The organism is Fibrisoma limi BUZ 3, from assembly GCF_000296815.2.
Lineage (GTDB): Bacteria > Bacteroidota > Bacteroidia > Cytophagales > Spirosomataceae > Fibrisoma > Fibrisoma limi.
This window is the reverse complement of sequence record NZ_CAIT01000004.1, coordinates 239,555-256,137: the sequence shown is the minus strand read 5'-3', so window position 1 is coordinate 256,137 and position 16,583 is coordinate 239,555. Positions and strand designations below refer to the sequence as shown.

The 16,583-nt window shown below is 53.9% G+C and carries 14 protein-coding genes; 4 read left to right on the top strand and 10 right to left on the bottom strand.

The window, feature by feature from the left end; translation table 11 throughout:
* Positions 1-233: 233 nt before the first annotated feature.
* From BN8_RS01670 to BN8_RS01660, 3 genes are read right to left on the bottom strand one after another with little or no spacing between them, the layout of a single operon-like run.
* A complete protein-coding gene (locus BN8_RS01670; protein WP_009280034.1) occupies positions 234-1,643 on the bottom strand; it encodes a M56 family metallopeptidase in 1,410 nt (469 codons plus the stop codon).
* Positions 1,640-3,172 carry a carboxypeptidase-like regulatory domain-containing protein gene (locus BN8_RS01665; protein ID WP_009280033.1) on the bottom strand — a complete coding sequence of 511 codons (1,533 nt, stop codon included), beginning with the start codon at positions 3,170-3,172 and terminating at the stop codon, positions 1,640-1,642. Before BN8_RS01665 ends, BN8_RS01670 begins: the two co-directional genes overlap by 4 nt.
* Positions 3,169-3,561 carry a BlaI/MecI/CopY family transcriptional regulator gene (locus BN8_RS01660; RefSeq protein ID WP_009280032.1) on the bottom strand — a complete coding sequence of 131 codons (393 nt, stop codon included), beginning with the start codon at positions 3,559-3,561 and terminating at the stop codon, positions 3,169-3,171. The genes BN8_RS01665 and BN8_RS01660 overlap by 4 nt, the downstream gene beginning before the upstream one ends.
* A gap of 204 nt (positions 3,562-3,765) precedes the next feature.
* Between BN8_RS01660 and BN8_RS01655 the strand changes: the two genes are divergently transcribed.
* The 4 genes from BN8_RS01655 to BN8_RS01640 all read left to right on the top strand — a co-directional run bounded on the left by BN8_RS01655 (position 3,766) and on the right by BN8_RS01640 (position 7,373).
* A complete protein-coding gene (locus BN8_RS01655) occupies positions 3,766-4,422 on the top strand; it encodes a MarR family winged helix-turn-helix transcriptional regulator (RefSeq protein ID WP_009280031.1) in 657 nt (218 codons plus the stop codon).
* Between the two features lie 95 nt (positions 4,423-4,517).
* Positions 4,518-5,390, top strand: a complete 873-nt coding sequence (locus BN8_RS01650; RefSeq protein WP_009280030.1) for a TspO-related membrane protein — start codon at positions 4,518-4,520, stop codon at positions 5,388-5,390.
* A 432-nt stretch (positions 5,391-5,822) separates the two neighbouring features.
* Positions 5,823-6,131 carry an acyl carrier protein gene (locus BN8_RS01645; protein WP_009280029.1) on the top strand — a complete coding sequence of 103 codons (309 nt, stop codon included), beginning with the start codon at positions 5,823-5,825 and terminating at the stop codon, positions 6,129-6,131.
* A gap of 69 nt (positions 6,132-6,200) precedes the next feature.
* Complete coding sequence (locus tag BN8_RS01640; protein ID WP_040005234.1) at positions 6,201-7,373, top strand: DUF819 family protein; 1,173 nt, start codon at positions 6,201-6,203, stop codon at positions 7,371-7,373.
* Positions 7,374-7,383: 10 nt separating this feature from the next.
* Here BN8_RS01640 and BN8_RS01635 read toward each other — a convergent pair whose 3' ends face one another.
* The 7 genes from BN8_RS01635 to BN8_RS01605 all read right to left on the bottom strand — a co-directional run bounded on the left by BN8_RS01635 (position 7,384) and on the right by BN8_RS01605 (position 16,543).
* Positions 7,384-9,021, bottom strand: a complete 1,638-nt coding sequence (locus BN8_RS01635; RefSeq protein ID WP_009280027.1) for a hypothetical protein — start codon at positions 9,019-9,021, stop codon at positions 7,384-7,386.
* Between the two features lie 5 nt (positions 9,022-9,026).
* A complete protein-coding gene (locus BN8_RS01630) occupies positions 9,027-11,249 on the bottom strand; it encodes a hypothetical protein (RefSeq protein WP_009280026.1) in 2,223 nt (740 codons plus the stop codon).
* Positions 11,246-12,436, bottom strand: a complete 1,191-nt coding sequence (locus BN8_RS01625; protein ID WP_009280025.1) for a BatA domain-containing protein — start codon at positions 12,434-12,436, stop codon at positions 11,246-11,248. The genes BN8_RS01630 and BN8_RS01625 overlap by 4 nt, the downstream gene beginning before the upstream one ends.
* Complete coding sequence (locus BN8_RS01620) at positions 12,436-13,302, bottom strand: DUF58 domain-containing protein (RefSeq protein WP_040005232.1); 867 nt, start codon at positions 13,300-13,302, stop codon at positions 12,436-12,438. Before BN8_RS01620 ends, BN8_RS01625 begins: the two co-directional genes overlap by 1 nt.
* Before the next feature lie 74 nt (positions 13,303-13,376).
* Complete coding sequence (locus tag BN8_RS01615; protein ID WP_009280023.1) at positions 13,377-14,360, bottom strand: AAA family ATPase; 984 nt, start codon at positions 14,358-14,360, stop codon at positions 13,377-13,379.
* A gap of 119 nt (positions 14,361-14,479) precedes the next feature.
* Positions 14,480-15,100, bottom strand: coding sequence for a DUF4159 domain-containing protein (locus tag BN8_RS01610; RefSeq protein WP_009280022.1), 621 nt, complete (start codon positions 15,098-15,100; stop codon positions 14,480-14,482).
* A gap of 93 nt (positions 15,101-15,193) precedes the next feature.
* Positions 15,194-16,543: a TldD/PmbA family protein gene (locus BN8_RS01605; protein WP_009280021.1), complete on the bottom strand. Its 1,350-nt coding sequence runs from the start codon at positions 16,541-16,543 to the stop codon at positions 15,194-15,196.
* Between the last annotated feature and the right edge of the window lie 40 nt (positions 16,544-16,583).

Below are 16,583 nucleotides of genomic sequence, written 5' to 3'. Positions count from 1 at the left end.
AAAAGGTTTCTCTGATAGTTGTCTATGTAGAGGGTAGTCGCGAAAGCAGATTTATAGACGTAGTAAGCTCCAAAACAACCGTTCAGTAAGATCAGTAGTAGCCGGACATGACCAATCCTCCCTTTGAGCGTCTATAGCATATAGAATTGAGTAACGTAAAGACGGATAATGCGAAAAGCCCGCCAGATACCTGACGGGCTTTTTTGTATTCTTACCTGATTAGCGTTCGCTTCCTATTTTCTTGTTGTGATTGATATAACCCCTTCCTCTTTATTAACATCCATGCGCTTGATTGTGTTGGGTGCCAGTTTAAGCTTCTGAAACTCTTCGTTTGTATATTCTTTACCGTCAATGATCCACCGTTTCACTCCTGGCAAGCTACCTTGCCCTTCACTCGTCGACGGCGTGTCAGCTTTTAACTGGAAATTGATTGGTAGGTTATAGCGCACATTTACCGGCTTCCCGTCCTGTGTGCCGGGCTTCCAGCGCGGCATCTTTTGCATAACACGAACGGCCTCTTCATCCGCCCCGAAGCCGATGCCTTTTAATATCTTAACATCAGCAACATTCCCCTCTTTTGTGACGACGAAATTGACAAACACCTTTCCCTGAACATTAGCGCGTTCGGCCGCGGCCGGATACCGTAAGTTCTTACTGAGGTACTCACTTAATCCTTCCATCCCGCCCACAAACTCCGGGTGATTTTCAACTACCGTGTAAACTTCGCCGTCAACACCAGCCTGCCGGGCGGATTGATTCACCTCAATGGTTTCTCCCTTCGGAGAGGTCAGTTCGGTGTCTTTCTGGATACACATCCAGAGGAGAGTTGCCGGGATCAGTACGGCCGCGTAGCTAAGCAAAGCCCGGCGGTGCGTTGCAGGTTTCTGTAACATATGGATTCGTTGTTTGAGGTTACTAATTGATACAAAAGCGGTAGTCAGCGCGGCCACCGGTACGTTGAGCGAGTAGGCTACCAGTGTCCGGGCGTAATCCGACGGGTTAATGAGCTGGCTGGCGGCCTGGTCGGCGAGGTATTCGTGTACCTGTTGCAGCGATCGTTTATACAGCCACAGCACCGGATTGAACCAGAATAGAGCCCGCATACATTCTACAAGCAGTATGTCAAGTGTATGCATTTGTCGAATGTGAGCTTCCTCATGACGTAGCACAGCCTCGTCGGCTGCCAGGGCATCGCTGCGATTCAGCACCAGATACGGCCCGAAGGAAAACGAGCTAATCACATCATCAGGCAAACGTATACCTATATACGTTAATGCATTTTGCCGCTGGCCGCGGTTTATTAGCTGAAATACCCACCAGACATTGCGCCCAAGCTGAAAAAGCATGAAAACGACGCCGATGCCGTACACCAGCCACAGCAGCATGGGCAGCGAAAACAAATCCGACGATTCGGGGCCTGCTCCTACCGAAATAGCTGGCAGCGTCATTACATTTACCGGCAGTGTCTGACTGGCCTGATTGGGCAGTTCAGCCAGCGGCAAAACCAACGAAGCGACCAGTGAAGCCAGCAGATACGCCCGATTCAGGCTGAAGAACGTATGCCGACGTAGCAGCAGCCAGTAGCAGCCGTAGAACAGCAGCAGAAACAGATTGGCTTTGAGAAAATAATCGAGGACGCTCATGATTTCTTCATGGTTATAATGACGACTCCATCTTTTGCTTTCTTCCCATACATAGCCGACATATCAGATTTGACCACCTCAACGTTTTGAATGTCTTTTGGATTGAGAGTCATCAACGTATCAGCCGTAGTACGAACGCCGTCAACGATGTACAACGGATTTTCCCCGAATGGCCTAAGGCCCCGGACGCGTATGCTGGATCGTCCCTTAGTAAACATTGAATCGACAGCATTATACGAACGCGGCTTCACATCATTGACCAGTAAGTACCTGGCGTTAGGGCTATTGTCATGTATGGCTGTGAACTGCGGTTTTACAGCACCTGACGGTGGTGGTGCCGCCTGGCTTGTCCGTTTATCCTGCTGCTTTTCTGGATTTAGTCGGTTCTTTGTACCACTGCCCTGACCTACTTTCTTCTTCTGAGGAGCCAGTTGCACATTGATCACCGTCCGGTTGTTTACGGGCACTTCCTGGTTTTTAAAACCAACGAAACCTACGACCAGCGTATCTTTTCCAAACACATGGGAGAACACGTATCGCCCCTGCAGATCAGTGGATGTGCCGCGGGTAGCTCCTTTTACCTCAATAGTTGCTCCTGGCAACGGTTTACCATCGGGGGCGGTTATCCGGCCAGAAATTGTAATGAACTTATCAGCGGGTTCATCCGCAATTGCCGCGACTTCCTCCGGCACGCTGGTCATGGCCAGCAGCCCAAGCGCCAGCGGCAGCACGAGGGCATACTTGCCCATCGCCCACCGGCTCGTTGCCCGCCGACCCAGCATCTGGAGCCGTTGCCGCAGCAGTGACGGATTGAAGAAGCCATTGGCCAGCGAATCAGGCTGAACCCCAAACGCGTACGCCACCAGAAAACGGGCGTAGGTTGCCGATTGAGCAGCCGCCTGATCCGCCTGAAACTCGTGTACCTGACGGATTGCCCGGTCGTATAACCACAGCGCTGGGCACAGCCAGCACACAGCCCTCAGCATTTCCAGCGCGAGTATGTCGGCGCTATGCCACTGCCGAACGTGAACCAGTTCGTGACGCAGGATCAGTTCGTTATGCCCATCGGCCGGGTTCAGCACAACGTAGCGAAAGAACGAAAACGTAGGCAACTGCTCGTCAATCGGCTGAACCAGTACAAAGCCGTTCTGTAGCTCCTGTGGCGATCGGCGAATAAGCTGACCCAACCCGAATAAACGGACTCCCAGCCGCACGAGCAGCAGAACAGCCACCAATACGTACGCCCACTGGCCGATCGCTTCCCAATTCGTTTCGGCCGGCCTATCTGCGGAAACCGCCGGCACCGCTTCAACCGTCGGCAGCACAATGACGCCCACCGGAACGGGCATCGTTTCGGCAGCCTGATTGGGCAATTCAACCAGCGGCAGCAGCAACGACGTTGCCACTGCGCCGAGCAGATACGCCCGGTTGAGACCGAAGAACGTATGCCGACGTAGCAGCAACCAGTAGCAGCCGTAGAACAGCAGCAGAAACAGATTGGCCTTGAAGAAATAGTCGAGGGCGCTCATTGCTCTTTCTCTTTGTTTAGGAGTTGAATAATCTCATCGGCTTCCTTCAGGCTCAGGTTCTTCTCCCTGACGAAGAATGACACCAGTTTCTTCAGCGACCCGTCGAAATAATTGGTCATTAACTGCTCCGTCTGGAAACGCCGGTACTGCTCCTCCGTAATCAGCGGGTAGTACTCGTGCGTTTTGCCGTAGGCCGTATAACCCACCAGCCCTTTCTTTTCCAGAATCCGAACAATCGTCGACACGGTATTGTAAGCCGGTTTGGCCGGTCCGTCCGTACGGTCCGACTCCGGCAGTTCGGCCAGTATGTCCTTCACGAAGCCCTTCTTAAGCTTCCAGAGAACACGCATAATTTCTTCCTCAGCCTTAGTGAGTTCACGGAGTTGCATACGGTCTGTACTTTAGTGAACGAAAGGTATGACTAATCATTTAGTTTTACAACTAACACTTTAGTTATTTTGTTGGAAATTGAATTGGGATTGACAGAAAAATGTTGTTGGGTACGGATCAGATACGCCGTCAGCCCGAATAACCTGCATATGTTTTTAGGGTTTCGTACTTTCGCCAGAAGAACCGTACGTTAATCCGTCGTTATGAAAAATTACCAGCTCATTCAGGAATTGATCGGCCATCTGGAAAGTTTTGAGCGTGACCAGCCCAACTCCGACCAGCAGACGCTGTTCAATTTTGTCGCCTGGCTGAACCAACACCTGCTTACCTCGGCCGCTGAGCACGCTCAACATAGCGACTACACCCGCGATGCGTACCAGACGCCCGATGTTTACATCGGCATCATGATCGGGTTCCTGAATCGATACTCCAAGCTATACGCCAAGAAAGGCCTGGAGAACACCCCATTAGTTACGCTTGATGACTTCACGTACCTAGCCACCCTCTGGCAGCACCAGCCCCTGACCAAAATCGCCCTCATCGAGCGCAATATCCATGAGAAAACCACCGGTACGGAAATCATCCGGCGGTTGCTGGCCAATGGGCTGGTAGAGCAGTATGCCGATGAAACCGATAAACGCAGTAAACGACTGCAATTGACGCCCAGGGGTCAGGAACTCCTGATGGGAATGTGGCCCCTTATGGGACAAATCGCGATTCTTATGGGTGGTAATCTGACTACAACCGAGAAGATGGTGCTGGTCGGATTACTGCAAAAACTGCATTCGTTTCATAACCCCATTTTCCTGAACAACCGCGATGGCTCAATTACCGAGTTAATTAAAAACAACATTTATTAATACAATCTTATCCTACATAATTAAATTAAGTACATTACCGAACAAAATTTATGGAGTGAAGTTGTTTCATAGCGTCTTAACAATCAAAAGTCGTAATGAAAAACAACCAGCTTGAACGCTATGCTACAGCTGCTTTCGTGATCGGCAGCATCATTGGTACGTACTTCTTCAGTCGGCCGCGCCGGGGGGCCTTCCGTACGGAAATAGCCGATGAACAACAACGGGAACTGGATTTAAATCTGACTACGCCTGCCAACGCAACGTTTGGCATTGCCTGGCCGGTTATCTATACCGGCACCATTGGTCTGGCGATTCACCAGGCTCTTCCGTCGCAGGAAAACAATCCTCGCTATGCCAGCGCCCGGCCGTGGCTGTGGGCCAACTATGCACTGAATCTTGTTTTCGGCTATTTCTTTTCGAAATCCGATTTGCCCAGCCGGGCGGGCGGTGCATTGACTACCATTTCATTGCTGCCCCTGTCGTTGGGTCTGCACCGTCAGTTGGAAATCGGCCGAACCGAAGTACCGGAACCAGAAAACACACTGCGCAAATCGATCAGCCTTTACACCGGCTGGTTAACGGCCGCTACGGTCGTCAGCGGGGCTAATCTTCTGCTTCAGGCAGGTTATCGCGTGTCGCCCGCTGCCGCCCGGCGCTGGGCGTACGGTATTTTGTCGGCCACCGGCGGTCTGGGAATCATTGTGTCAAAACGCCTGAACGATCCGTATTACCTGCTTACGCTTATTACGGCCTTCGTTGGTATTGCGGCTAAGCAGCGGGGACGTAACGACGAAGTGGCCGCTCTGGCCGCTGCCTGGGCGGTGGCTTTAGCCGGCGTTTTCGTTAAACGGCTCCAGGATGCGCAGGCAGATAACCAGCAGGAACCGGCAACCGATCCGGCTGATACATCGCCCGCGTCGATTACTGAACCGTCTTCCACGGCGCTTGTCGATATGGAAGCTGACTAATTAACGAATCATTCGACCGCGTTTACAATCAGCCCGGCCTGACTCACGTGAGCCAGGCCGGGCTTGCCACAAAGGCTCATATACTCTATTTAACAACTATGTTATTGGCCCAGATTTTGCTAACAACCGGCTGATTTATCGGCGTCTTATCACCTGCTGGCTACGTATTGCCGATGATTTCTGAGAAAATCAGGTCTAGTGTGGGCCAGAGGAAGACCAGGAGGCCTATCAGTAATTTTTTATCTGCAATACGATCCTGTTAACCAATTTGTTGCAGTAATCGATTAGCTTCCCCAAATGCCATTATCTAATCCACTTGCATCGACTGGCCTGCTTATTGCATAAAGTTACGTACAGACGCCCGGAGCTACCAACTCAATACGCACGCACTTTGTATCCGGACGCAAACGAAACCATTAAGTAAACAGAGCGATGACAAACGATTTTGACATGACAGACTCAATGAATGCCCCCGTGCGACGCATGTTACGGGAAATGGGAGTTCGTCAGGAAGCGCTCACCAACGAAGCCGATTTAACGCTCGATCTGGGTTTGGACTCCCTGGACCGGATTGACCTGTTAGTTCAACTGGAAATCCGGTATGGCATTCGCATCGTCGATCAGGAATGGCACCGGCTGCATACCATCCGGCAGATGGAATACTACGTAGCCGAGCAGATTGGACGAAAACGCTGCCTAACCAGTTCGTTGGTCAAGGCCGATATTGAAACCGCTGCGTAATGCATTGGCAGTTGGCGGAAAATAAGTAGATTGTGGCAATCATCTGCCCACTGCAAATCCGCCTTCTCCTTGACAGACTCGCTATTTATCCTCTTCGTTCTTTGCCTGAACGTCGTTGTTTGTGAATGGCTATGCCAGCGCCGGTTCTTCCGGCACCTGGGCACCGCCCTGCTTGTCATTGTCCTCACGGCCATTGAAGCAAACCTGCGCCTTATTCCAACGACTGAAACGCCCGTGTACGACGGTATTTTCAGCTACGTGGCTCCGTTTGCGCTGTTTTTGCTTCTGCTCAGCGTCAACCTGAAAGACCTTCGGCAGGCGGGCCTACCCATGCTGACCATGTACCTGATAGGCTCGGCGGGTGTGGTCATCGGCGTGTTTACAAGTGTTTGGGTATTCGCGGCTCCGCAAACGGTAGGCGAACTGCATTATGCGCTGGCCGGTATGTTTACCGGCACGTACATTGGTGGCAGCATCAACTTTCACGCCCTCGCGCTCCATTACAACGTATCGAAAGCCGGGAATCTGTTTATTGCTGCCACGGCCGCCGACAACATCCTGACAACGCTCTGGATGATGGCTACGCTGGCCTTGCCCCGCCTGCTACAGCGCCGGTTTCCGCGCCAGTTACCTTCGTCTGTTGTCAATCCGGCCCCACTGGCAACCCCCGCAAGTGGTTTGAAGGACGGGTCGGCTCCTCAACCGCTGTTCTCCGATGCTGAAACCATCCGCCCCACTGACCTGGCCCTGCTGCTGGCACTGGGATTTGCGGCTATTTTTCTCGCGAAACAGATTGCAGCCTGGTTTCCTACCCTACCGTTCGTTCTGGTTCTGACAACCATAGCCCTGATTCTGGCACAGTTTCGCGTCGTCAACAACCTGAGCGGAAGCAAATTACTCGGCCTATTCGGTATATATGTTTTCCTGGCTGTGATTGGGGCGTACTGCGACGTAGCGGCCCTGCTTCGCGACGGTGAACTGGCCCTGGTGCTGTTCGGAATGATTTTGCTGCTGGTGCTGATACACGCCGTTCTGCTGTTTGGACTCGGGGCGTTGTTTCGTCAGGATTGGGATGTGCTGGGCATTGCGTCGCAGGCTAACATCGGGGGCGCTACGTCGGCGCTGGCCCTGGCCAGGAGTCTGAACCGCGCTGACCTGCAACTGCCGGCCGTCCTGGTCGGCACGCTCGGCAACGCTATCGGTACGTACCTGGGTATTCTGGTCGCGGAGATGCTGCGCTGACCGGCCCCTCTTAGCCCAGCTTCGGCTCAAGCCAGAGGGCCGTCAGACAAGTCAGCAGCAGCACCAGCCAGACCCAGTTCGGAACCGAATTGTCAATCACGGCCTCGGTTACTTCCCTGCCCGATTGATAGGCAGCATGCACCCGAACGTACTGATTCAGTAACTGGTTGCCGGCCACCGACCCTACCCGTTGCGGATCGTAGGCATACACGGCCAACGAATCCTGAATTGTATGCCAGCCCGGCCGATTGAACCGGTACGTAGCCTGTGCCGATAGCCCGTTGAGGGGAGAGTAGGCCAGCACAGCCGTATCGCGGCTGACGGCCAGCGTGGCAGGCCGGGTCGGTACGTTATTGAGCCGCACGCCAGTCGGCAGGCCCGCAATCGCCGGTGCATCGACGATTACGTTGTTGACGCCGGCAGGTTGCAGCAGAGCCAGAATCGCCGTCCAGATCCGGTCGTACGTAACGCTGTCGCCACTGAGTTTAAGGGGATACGTTTCACTAATCAGACTCAGGCCCACCTTGCCCGCTCCCTGCTGCACCGCCACCGGGTAGCCGGGTACCGGGAACTGATTGATGGAAGTAGTGATAGCATACGGCAACGCGGTCAGCCCATTTCCTACCGGTACCGTTGACTCCGTTGACGTCTTTCGAACCTGCCAGCTACTACCCAGGGCCTGATTGATACGCCGGGTTTCGGCTTCGGGTTCCGTCGTATTAATAAACAGAACCGACTTGCCGTCGGCAACTGCCCGCCGAACCAGCGGATCAGCGGCATTGGACGGATCGGTAATGACAACATCGGGTTTAGGGTTTTTACGTCCCCCCTCGTTAAGAGTCAGATTGCTGCTGATGTCTTTCGAGAGGGTACTGGTCACGCGGACGGTATGCCCCTGCTTTCCCAGCCAGTCGGCCAGCGTCCTGCTTTCGAAATCCGGGCTGTTCAACACAAACTGGTACGTTAGCGGAGCGGTTGGCCGGGCAAAGAAACGGACCGTATCGATTGGTGTTTCTCCCAGAATCAATGTGACTGCCGTTCGCCCTCGGACAAACGCCGGGAATTGCAGCGTAAACGTATTGGTGCCTTCCTGCAAGGCCAGGCTGTCCAGCGTTCGGCCGCCATACCGGATTGTGAGTGCCTGCTTTCGCGAGGAAACAAGGCGCCCCGTTATCCGCTGCATTTCACCTTGACGCACAATCCCTTTCCATCGTATGGCCTGTAGGTGATCGGGTTGCTGATACGGCAGCCAACGTATTGCCGACCGACTCAGCCGACCCAATAACTCCGGCGGGTACTGTTGCCCCAGCAGCGTGACTGAATCGAACTGCCCCTTGAACGTACCGGGCGTAAACCGCCGACGAATGCCCAGGCTGTCCTGCACCCGCCGACCCACCGCCGAAGGCACCTCCTCCCCCACAATCAGGGCGTGGGTAGTTCGGGCGCTTTCCCGCCAGACCGGCTGCACCACATACCCGAGCAGCACCAGCCACAGCAGTCCGTTCAAGGCCAGCCGAATCCGTTTCCGACCCGCCGAAAGATGGGGGTTTCTTACTACCAGCCAGACCTGCATGCCCAGCAGAGCAACTAATCCGGGCAGAATGAACCAGTTCGCAGGATCAGACCAGTTGATTGTTACGTCGATCATGTACGTTATTTCAGGCGCTTCCAGAAGGCCTGCTCCAGTTTGCGTTCGCTGGAATACGAACGGTTAGTGCGGATGGTTACGCCCGTCAATTCAGCCAGCTTCGTTTTCAATTGGTTTTCTTCTGACTCAGAGAGCGACTGCCCGCCCACCAGTTTCTGCAAACTGCTCAAGACCGACCAGTTGCGCAGGCCGCTGTTCATGACCCGATCAGTGAGGGCCGTGCCCAACTGCTGGACCGCCTGGCGCTGGGCGGCATTGAGTTCGTTCGATTGGTCCAGATAGCCCAGCACCTCCGCGGCCAGTTGCCCAACTCGCTGCTGGTCGTACGTGCGCTGCTGGCTGAACCGGGGGTTCACGTTTTTCAACTCACCCGTCAGGCGTTTTTCCTGCTCTTTGATCGGTGGCGGATCGAAGCTGGTCTTCTTCACGAACGTCCGCGCTTTCTGCTGGGCAGCTTTCAAAAACTCCAGGGCCTTTTTCTCGTACGGCAACGCCTTTTCAGGTTCATACAGCCGCAGGTGCAGCTCCGACTGCCACATCTGCTCAAGCGCCATTTTCAGCAGGCTCCGCGTTGATTGTTCGTAGTAGGTATTTGCTTCGCCGTCGTCGTGGGAGTGGACGTACTGTTCCATCATGGCCGCAATCGGGTCTTTCTCCTCGGCCGGGTTCTGATTTCCCCCGTGCGAATGGCCATGATCGTGTGACTCTTCGTGCGCTTCGTGTTTATCGTCGTGATCGTGGTCATGCTCGTGTTCGCCCTCGCCCGAATCGTGTTTGTGCATGAATCCCTCCAGCGGATCGCCATCCCCGCCCCCTTCCGGGCCGCCGTGACCACCAATGGATGTTTCAAATTCTTCGCCCAGGTACTGCCCGTAACGCAGCCGCAGTACTTTCTGGTCAAAGCCAATCTCATTGGACGTACTATTGAAGGGCTTGGCCGGTATCTTACTCCGTTTGGCGATCAGCTTCTCGGTATCAATAATAATCTGCCGCTGACTCCGGAAGTATTCGGGCATGACGTTAACGGCCATCGTCGCCAGTTCGGCTTCGTCCATCTTCGTCGTGTCTTTGTAGACGATAAAATACGTATCCGATTTGGCGAAATTTGGCTCCGGCTGCCGGTTGTCGAACGCGGCCCAGTAGTAGTAAAGCTCATCGCCGGGCGCAAAATTGAGAGCCTTCAGGTCAATGCTTTTTGTGATGCGTGACTCTTTAAAGTTAGCCTGTCCGAGGGGTAGTTTGACCTCCCGAAACTTGACGTTCTCACCCGAGCCCCGCGCTACCGTCGCGACAATAAACGCCTGACTGACCAGGAAATCGTCGCTGATTTTGGCCGAAACGTTGATGGTTTTAGGGTCTTTTAGGTAATGATACCGATACAGTTCTTTCGAAGCCGGTTCGATCTTTGGGGCCAGGTCGGGCTGCGCTTCCAGCCGGTACAGATCCGACTGGTAAATCAATGAATCGTTCCAGTAGGCTTTGATGGTGTACAGACCGGAGTTAACCAGCCGATCACTATAGGCAAACTGCTCCCCCGCCTTCTTGAACGGCCGCTCTTCACCCCGACTGTTGGACAGTCGCACCGTTACGTCCTGGCTGCTCGACAACTGCACCTGCCACGTCAGTTGTGACCCGCTGATGGCCGTTACGTTCAAATCCGCCGAGCGCCGTTCGGGCAATCGAGTGTAGGCAGGCGGCTGCACTCGCAACGTAGCTGATTCAAACGCTGGTATAGTCTGCTCTTCAGCGTTTGGCATTACCGTCCGATTTACCGATTTGGTTGGCGAGGGTGTTAGATCAGACTGAAGCAGTGGATATGCCAGATGAATGGCGACTGCTGCGGCCAGCAACAGGCCATACACGCCTAATCTGGAAAAGATAACGGTCGGCACCGACACCCGCTGAATCCGTTCGTTCAGCCGCTCCAGTTGCAGTTGTTCGGCCAGATTCAGTTCCGCCTTATCGAGCAGTGGCAGACTATATTCTGCATCGCCCACCGACCGGTGAATAATCGAAATGGCCCGCGGTTTTTTATTACTAAAAGGTCTGGTAGCCCAGAGACCAATAACCATGCCTACTCCCGTGCTTAATGCGGCCATGACACGTCCTTCCAGTCCTACTGTCTGGGTCAAGATTCTGAGCGTTACCCCCAGGAGCAATGTCTTTAGCCAAGCATTCAGGTACAATTGGTTCGTGACCGACGATATGGCTTTCCGTAACTCGTTCATGCGTTCTTCCTCAAAGCGATCCACCGCTCAATTGCTATCAAAACGATAAACAGAGCGGTTAACAGTTGCTGCACCTGTTCCTGGTGCTTCGTATTTTTCTGGGACGACGGCACAAATAGTCCGGCAAGTTGCTGCCGGCTCAGGGGGCGCTGTACCGATTGAAGCCCAAAATGCCGGACAAATTGCTCACCCAACCACTCCGGCAACTGCCCACTGGCTACCCGTTCGGAGGTTTGGGGCGTCAACGATTCGCCGGTATACACTACGTTGGTCGACACCGGTTCCCGCTGCACACCCGAAACAACGTACAGCGCCTGAGCCGATGACCGGGTAGGTAGCTGATCCGTTAACACCCAATCGTACGGTTTGGCGGCACTACGTTCGAGTTCAATGGCCAGTTCAAGACCATACACATCGGCCAGTGCCTTTAACGCAGCAACAACGGTTTGCCGTTCAGCGGAATTACGGTACTCGACCAGCACGGCCAATGGTCCTGTACGTACCGGGGCTGGCTTAAACCGTCCCTCCGTCGGCAACGTAGAGCTGCTGGTCAACTGGTTGGCCGCGTTTACAAAGAGTTTTTTACTTCCCCCATCCAGGTAAGCCTGCACCGGTCGCCGGGCTGAATCTACCACCGCATGAAGCCGGAACTGGGACGGCACATAAATAGCCGGTACATCGGCCCATTGCTGTTGATTCAGTACGTACAGGTGCAGTTCGGCTTCGTTTTTACGAACGCGGTTAATAGCTGTCTGCAGCGTCAATGCGTTAGCGCCGTTTGACGCGGGCGGTGACGTAAGCGCCGATGCCGATGGCGTTCTTTCATCGATCCAATAAACGGGTTCGCCTTTTTTCAGTGCTTCTTCAAGTTCAAACCGAAAGTTATTAATCAGAAGCGCGTCGGGTTGAACCAGATGGATGCGCTGCACTGTATTGGGCTTATTCAGCCAGTTTAGAATCGGCTGGCTCAATAAGAACGCCAGCAACAGCAGCAACAGGCAACGCAGGAGTAGAAGGAGCAGGTTTTCAAGCCGGAGTCCGCGGTGTTGCTGCTGCTCTTTCTCGATCAGCCAATGAGTAGCCGCCCAGGGCAAAAGCTGCCCTTTTTTCTGATGCCAGATGTGAATCGCGATCGGAATCACAACGGCCAGCGCCCCCCATAACAAACCCGGTTGTATGAACTCCATCAGACTTTTCTTTTGGCTAAAAACTCCCGCAACACCATCGCAATGGGGTCACTGAGCTTGACGCGAATCAACTGAACATGCGGTATTCGCAGCGCTTCGTCCAGGTTTTGCAGGTACTGAACGGCCGTTTCCCGAAACGTCTGACGGACGTTCTCCGCCTGCAATTCGATTTCTTTGCCCGTTTCCAGGTCCTGAAAGCGGTAAAACCCACTCAGGTTAAATGCCAGTTCCTGATCGCCCAATACCTGAAAAATGACGATTTCCCGGCGCGGACTGGCTATGCTTCGAATCAAGCGCAACCACTCATCGCCCACCTGCAGAAAATCCGACACCAGCACGAGTAGTTCTTTCTGCTTCTGATAAAATTCGGGAAACTTCGGCTCGGTATTGAGCCACTGACCGGCTGCCTGCGCGTTTTGGAGGGCGTACAGAATCTTCTGGAATCCCTGCGTTCCAGCCGGTACGAGTGTCTGTAAGGCACCCTGCTGAAGCGCATACAAACTCATCTGATCGCTTTGCCGATAACCGAGGTACGCCAGCGACGCCAGCAGAATCTTGGCGTAGTTCAGGCGCGTTACCCCCTGCTCAGTGTAATTCATCGAACCCGACAAATCGAGCAGAAGCCGGATTTGCAGATTACTCTCCGTCGCCGATTCCCGTACCAGGTGCTTATCCGTCCGGGCGAACAGCTTCCAGTCAATTCGTTTGGGATCGTCACCGGGCTGGTAGTGGCGGTACTGTTCAAACTCCGTCCCCGACCCCGAGCGTTTACTGGAATGAATGCCCAGCAACAGCTCGTCGCTGACCAGTTTCCCGGCCAGTTGCAGGTTGTTGAGTTTGATTAATTCCGTGGCCAGTTGCGCCATATTCGTATGAGTATCGTCTACTTCGAGTGACGTCAGTTTCTTAAAACTGGCGTCACCTCTACACTTCACGTTCTCTATTTCACCGTCTTCAACAACTCCTGAACCACCTGATCGGTCGTTACCGCTTCTGCTTCGGCACGGAAATTCAGAGCGATACGGTGGCGTAGAATGGGATACGCCAACGTCTGGATATCTTCCGGAACAACGGAAAAACGTCCGTTCAGAACGGCCCGTGCTTTGGCGCAGAGGACCAGTGCCTGCCCTGCCCGCGGCCCGCCCCCCCAGTCGCACCACTGCCTGACGAAGGCCGACGGACTGCCATCGGGTCGGGTTGCCCGCACCAGCCGGTTGATGTAGCTGATCAGATCGTCGCTGATGTGTACCTGCCGGGTAAGGCTTTGCAGTTCGATGATGTCCTGATCGGTCAGCACGGTTTGCAGTTGCGGCCGTTTGGTGCCGGTCGTGCTTTTCAGTACGTCCAGTTCTTCCTGCTCTGAGGGATAGTTAAGCCGGATATACAACAGGAAGCGGTCGAGCTGCGCTTCGGGCAGCGGATACGTACCGGCCTGCTCGATGGGGTTCTGGGTAGCAATGATCAGGAACGGCCGGGGTAGCGGGTAATCCGAGCCACCGTACGTCACCTTGTATTCCTGCATGGCTTCGAGCAAAGCCGCCTGCGTTTTGGGGGGCGTCCGGTTGATCTCGTCGGCCAGGACTACGTTGGCGAAGATGGGTCCGTAATTAAATTTAAAAAATTTCTTACCCGTATCGTGGTCTTCTTCCAGGATTTCGGTGCCGACAATGTCGCCGGGCATGAGGTCGGGCGTAAACTGAATACGCTTGAAGCTCATGTCCAGGGCCTCGGCCATGGTTTTGACCATAAGGGTTTTGGCAAGGCCCGGTACGCCTTCCAGCAGACAATGCCCACCGGCCAGCAGGGCGATCAGAATTTCGCTGACAGCCTCATGCTGACCGACGATTACCTTACCAATCTCGTTGCGTAGCGATGGGAGCTTGGCGACAAGTGTTTTGTAATGCGTCAGTTCCTGTGTTTCCAAATCAAGTTTACGTTTGTTTAACGCAGAGGAGCAGAGGGAAACGCAGAGAACACAGAGTTTATTGAGTTACTCTGCAACCTCTGCGTTTTTCTCTGCCTCTCTGCGTTTCAGGTTTGTATTCATACGGTTGTCAACGCGTAGGTCACGATGTTGACGCCAAACTTGGTATTGTCTTCGGCCAGAAAGCGCTTGTTACGAAAATCGTAATCCCACTCACAGCCATAATCTTTGTTACTATACAGCACCCCGATCCGCCCGTTGACGACGATGGCCTTGAGGTAATCATGGACGAGGTCGTCGCCCCAGCCGTTCAGTTCAAACGACGTAGTAGGCGGGCCATCTTCAAATTTGAAAAAGCAGGTATACAGCGGGTGATTATTCGGAATCCGCTGCAACGCCTTGGGTCCGAACGTTCGGGCCATTTCCTGCTCAAACGATTTCGCGAACAGGCCGTCGATATCGTGGTTGCAATCGTCTACGAACACAAAGCCGCCGTTCTGGACGTAGCGCTGAAAATGGTCCCGCTCCTGACTTGAGAACTCCACCAGTTTATGCCCGCTCAGGTAGCAGAACGGGCTTTTAAACAGCTCATTACTGCTCAGTTGTACCACCTTTTCTTTCTGGTCAACCGGAATCGTGGTGTACTCCACCAGCGAGTGCAGCAGATTGGTCGGCATCCGCTGGTCGGTGTCCCAATCGCCGGAGGTATACTGGATACGGGTGAAAATGAAAGGTCTCATAATACGGTCAGTAGTTGACAGTCAAAAGTCACCGATTGATTGGAATACTATCTAACATAAATGACTAACGATTGTCAACTAAAGACTTATTGTTTACACCGCATCCGACAGACTCGTGAACGTAAACTCCCGAATCTTCATCGGCGGAATCAGGTAGTTATTATCCGACTCGGTGCTCACCACCCGCTCCGGCTTACCCAGCGCTTCGAGGTTGTTAAGCATGATGACCGGGCTTTCGTTGAAGCGGAAGTTCTTGACCGGGTACTTAATCTGGCCGTTCTCGATGTAGAACGTTCCGTCGCGGGTCAGACCGGTCAGGAGCAGCGTCTGCGGGTCAACGGAGCGGATGTACCAGAGCTTGGTCACAAGAATACCCCGCTGGGTGCTTTTGATCATCTCGTCCAGCGATTGCGTTCCCCCGGCCATGATTACGTTGTTGGGAAAGGGGACGGCTTTCACGCCCTTCTTCTGCGCCCAGAAACGCGAATACGCCAGATTTTTAACGACGCCTTTATCAATCCAGTTCACCTTTTCCTGCGGCCGACCATCGCCCGACCAGGGTGAAGCCGGCAAGTCGGGGTTCGTCGGATCGGAATAGATCGTTACGCGTTCGTCCACGATCTTTTCACCTAATTTGGTTTTCCCGCCCGGCTTGCTCAGGAACGACCGGCCTTCGTCGGCGCTCCGGGCGTCCATGCTGAAGAAGATGTTTTCGAGCAGTACGGCTCCGGCCGTTGGCTCCAGAATGACGGTGTATTTACCCGGCTCCAGCGCCCGCGCGCCTACCGACCCGACACACTTCTGAATGGCTACTTTGGTAGCGTCGGCCGTATCCAGTTTGGCAAAATCGCTGTAACCCCGCGTTACGTAACCCGACCCTTTTCCGTCTTCAGTGCGGACGGTCAGCGAGAAGTTGACGTTCGTATCGGGGTAATACGCGAACAGCCCTTTAGAATTCATCATGGCCGTGTAGCCCCGCCGGTCGTCCAGAAAGCCGGCCGCCGTCAGTTTGGCATTACTGCCGCTCTCCCGGGTTAGCTGCAGGCTTTTGGCCACCGCTTCCGCCCGGGCTGCCGGATCAACTTTAGCCGTTGATTCAAAGAATCCGTTTGATTTCAGGTATTGCTGTGGGCCAAGCATGCCAACGTATTCGGGATTTTCGGGAGCCAGGCGCGCCAGTTCTTCCGACCGACGCACTACCTTTTCTAGCGAAGCATCGTCGAATTCATCAATGGTCGCCACGCCGACTTTTTTACCAAACGCCGACTGCACCTGCAGGTTCTGATTGATGAGCGAACCACTCGTTGATACTTCGTTACGGGCGTAGCGCAGGTTCCCCCGCTCTTCGCCGAGCAGGTTCACCTCGCATTCGTCCGCCTTGGAATAGCTCAGGACTTTTTGCAGCAGCGCCTTTGCTTCTGCCTCAGTGAGTATGATGGACATAAACGGGTTATGGTATTTAGTTCACAGTTTTCAGGTTACC

Excerpts from the sequence above, each read along its gene's own strand:
- BN8_RS01670 (WP_009280034.1), bottom strand. The coding sequence starts at position 1,643 with ATGAGCGTCCTCGATTATTTTCTCAAAGCCAATCTGTTTCTGCTGCTG.
- BN8_RS01605 (WP_009280021.1), bottom strand. The coding sequence starts at position 16,543 with ATGTCCATCATACTCACTGAGGCAGAAGCAAAGGCGCTGCTGCAAAAA.
- BN8_RS01645 (WP_009280029.1), top strand. The coding sequence starts at position 5,823 with ATGACAAACGATTTTGACATGACAGACTCAATGAATGCCCCCGTGCGA.
- BN8_RS01630 (WP_009280026.1), bottom strand. The coding sequence starts at position 11,249 with ATGAACGAGTTACGGAAAGCCATATCGTCGGTCACGAACCAATTGTAC.
- BN8_RS01610 (WP_009280022.1), bottom strand. The coding sequence starts at position 15,100 with ATGAGACCTTTCATTTTCACCCGTATCCAGTATACCTCCGGCGATTGG.
- BN8_RS01665 (WP_009280033.1), bottom strand. The coding sequence starts at position 3,172 with ATGAGCGCCCTCGACTATTTCTTCAAGGCCAATCTGTTTCTGCTGCTG.
- BN8_RS01620 (WP_040005232.1), bottom strand. The coding sequence starts at position 13,302 with ATGGCGCAACTGGCCACGGAATTAATCAAACTCAACAACCTGCAACTG.
- BN8_RS01635 (WP_009280027.1), bottom strand. The coding sequence starts at position 9,021 with ATGATCGACGTAACAATCAACTGGTCTGATCCTGCGAACTGGTTCATT.
- BN8_RS01655 (WP_009280031.1), top strand. The coding sequence starts at position 3,766 with ATGAAAAATTACCAGCTCATTCAGGAATTGATCGGCCATCTGGAAAGT.
- BN8_RS01650 (WP_009280030.1), top strand. The coding sequence starts at position 4,518 with ATGAAAAACAACCAGCTTGAACGCTATGCTACAGCTGCTTTCGTGATC.
- BN8_RS01625 (WP_009280025.1), bottom strand. The coding sequence starts at position 12,436 with ATGGAGTTCATACAACCGGGTTTGTTATGGGGGGCGCTGGCCGTTGTG.
- BN8_RS01660 (WP_009280032.1), bottom strand. The coding sequence starts at position 3,561 with ATGCAACTCCGTGAACTCACTAAGGCTGAGGAAGAAATTATGCGTGTT.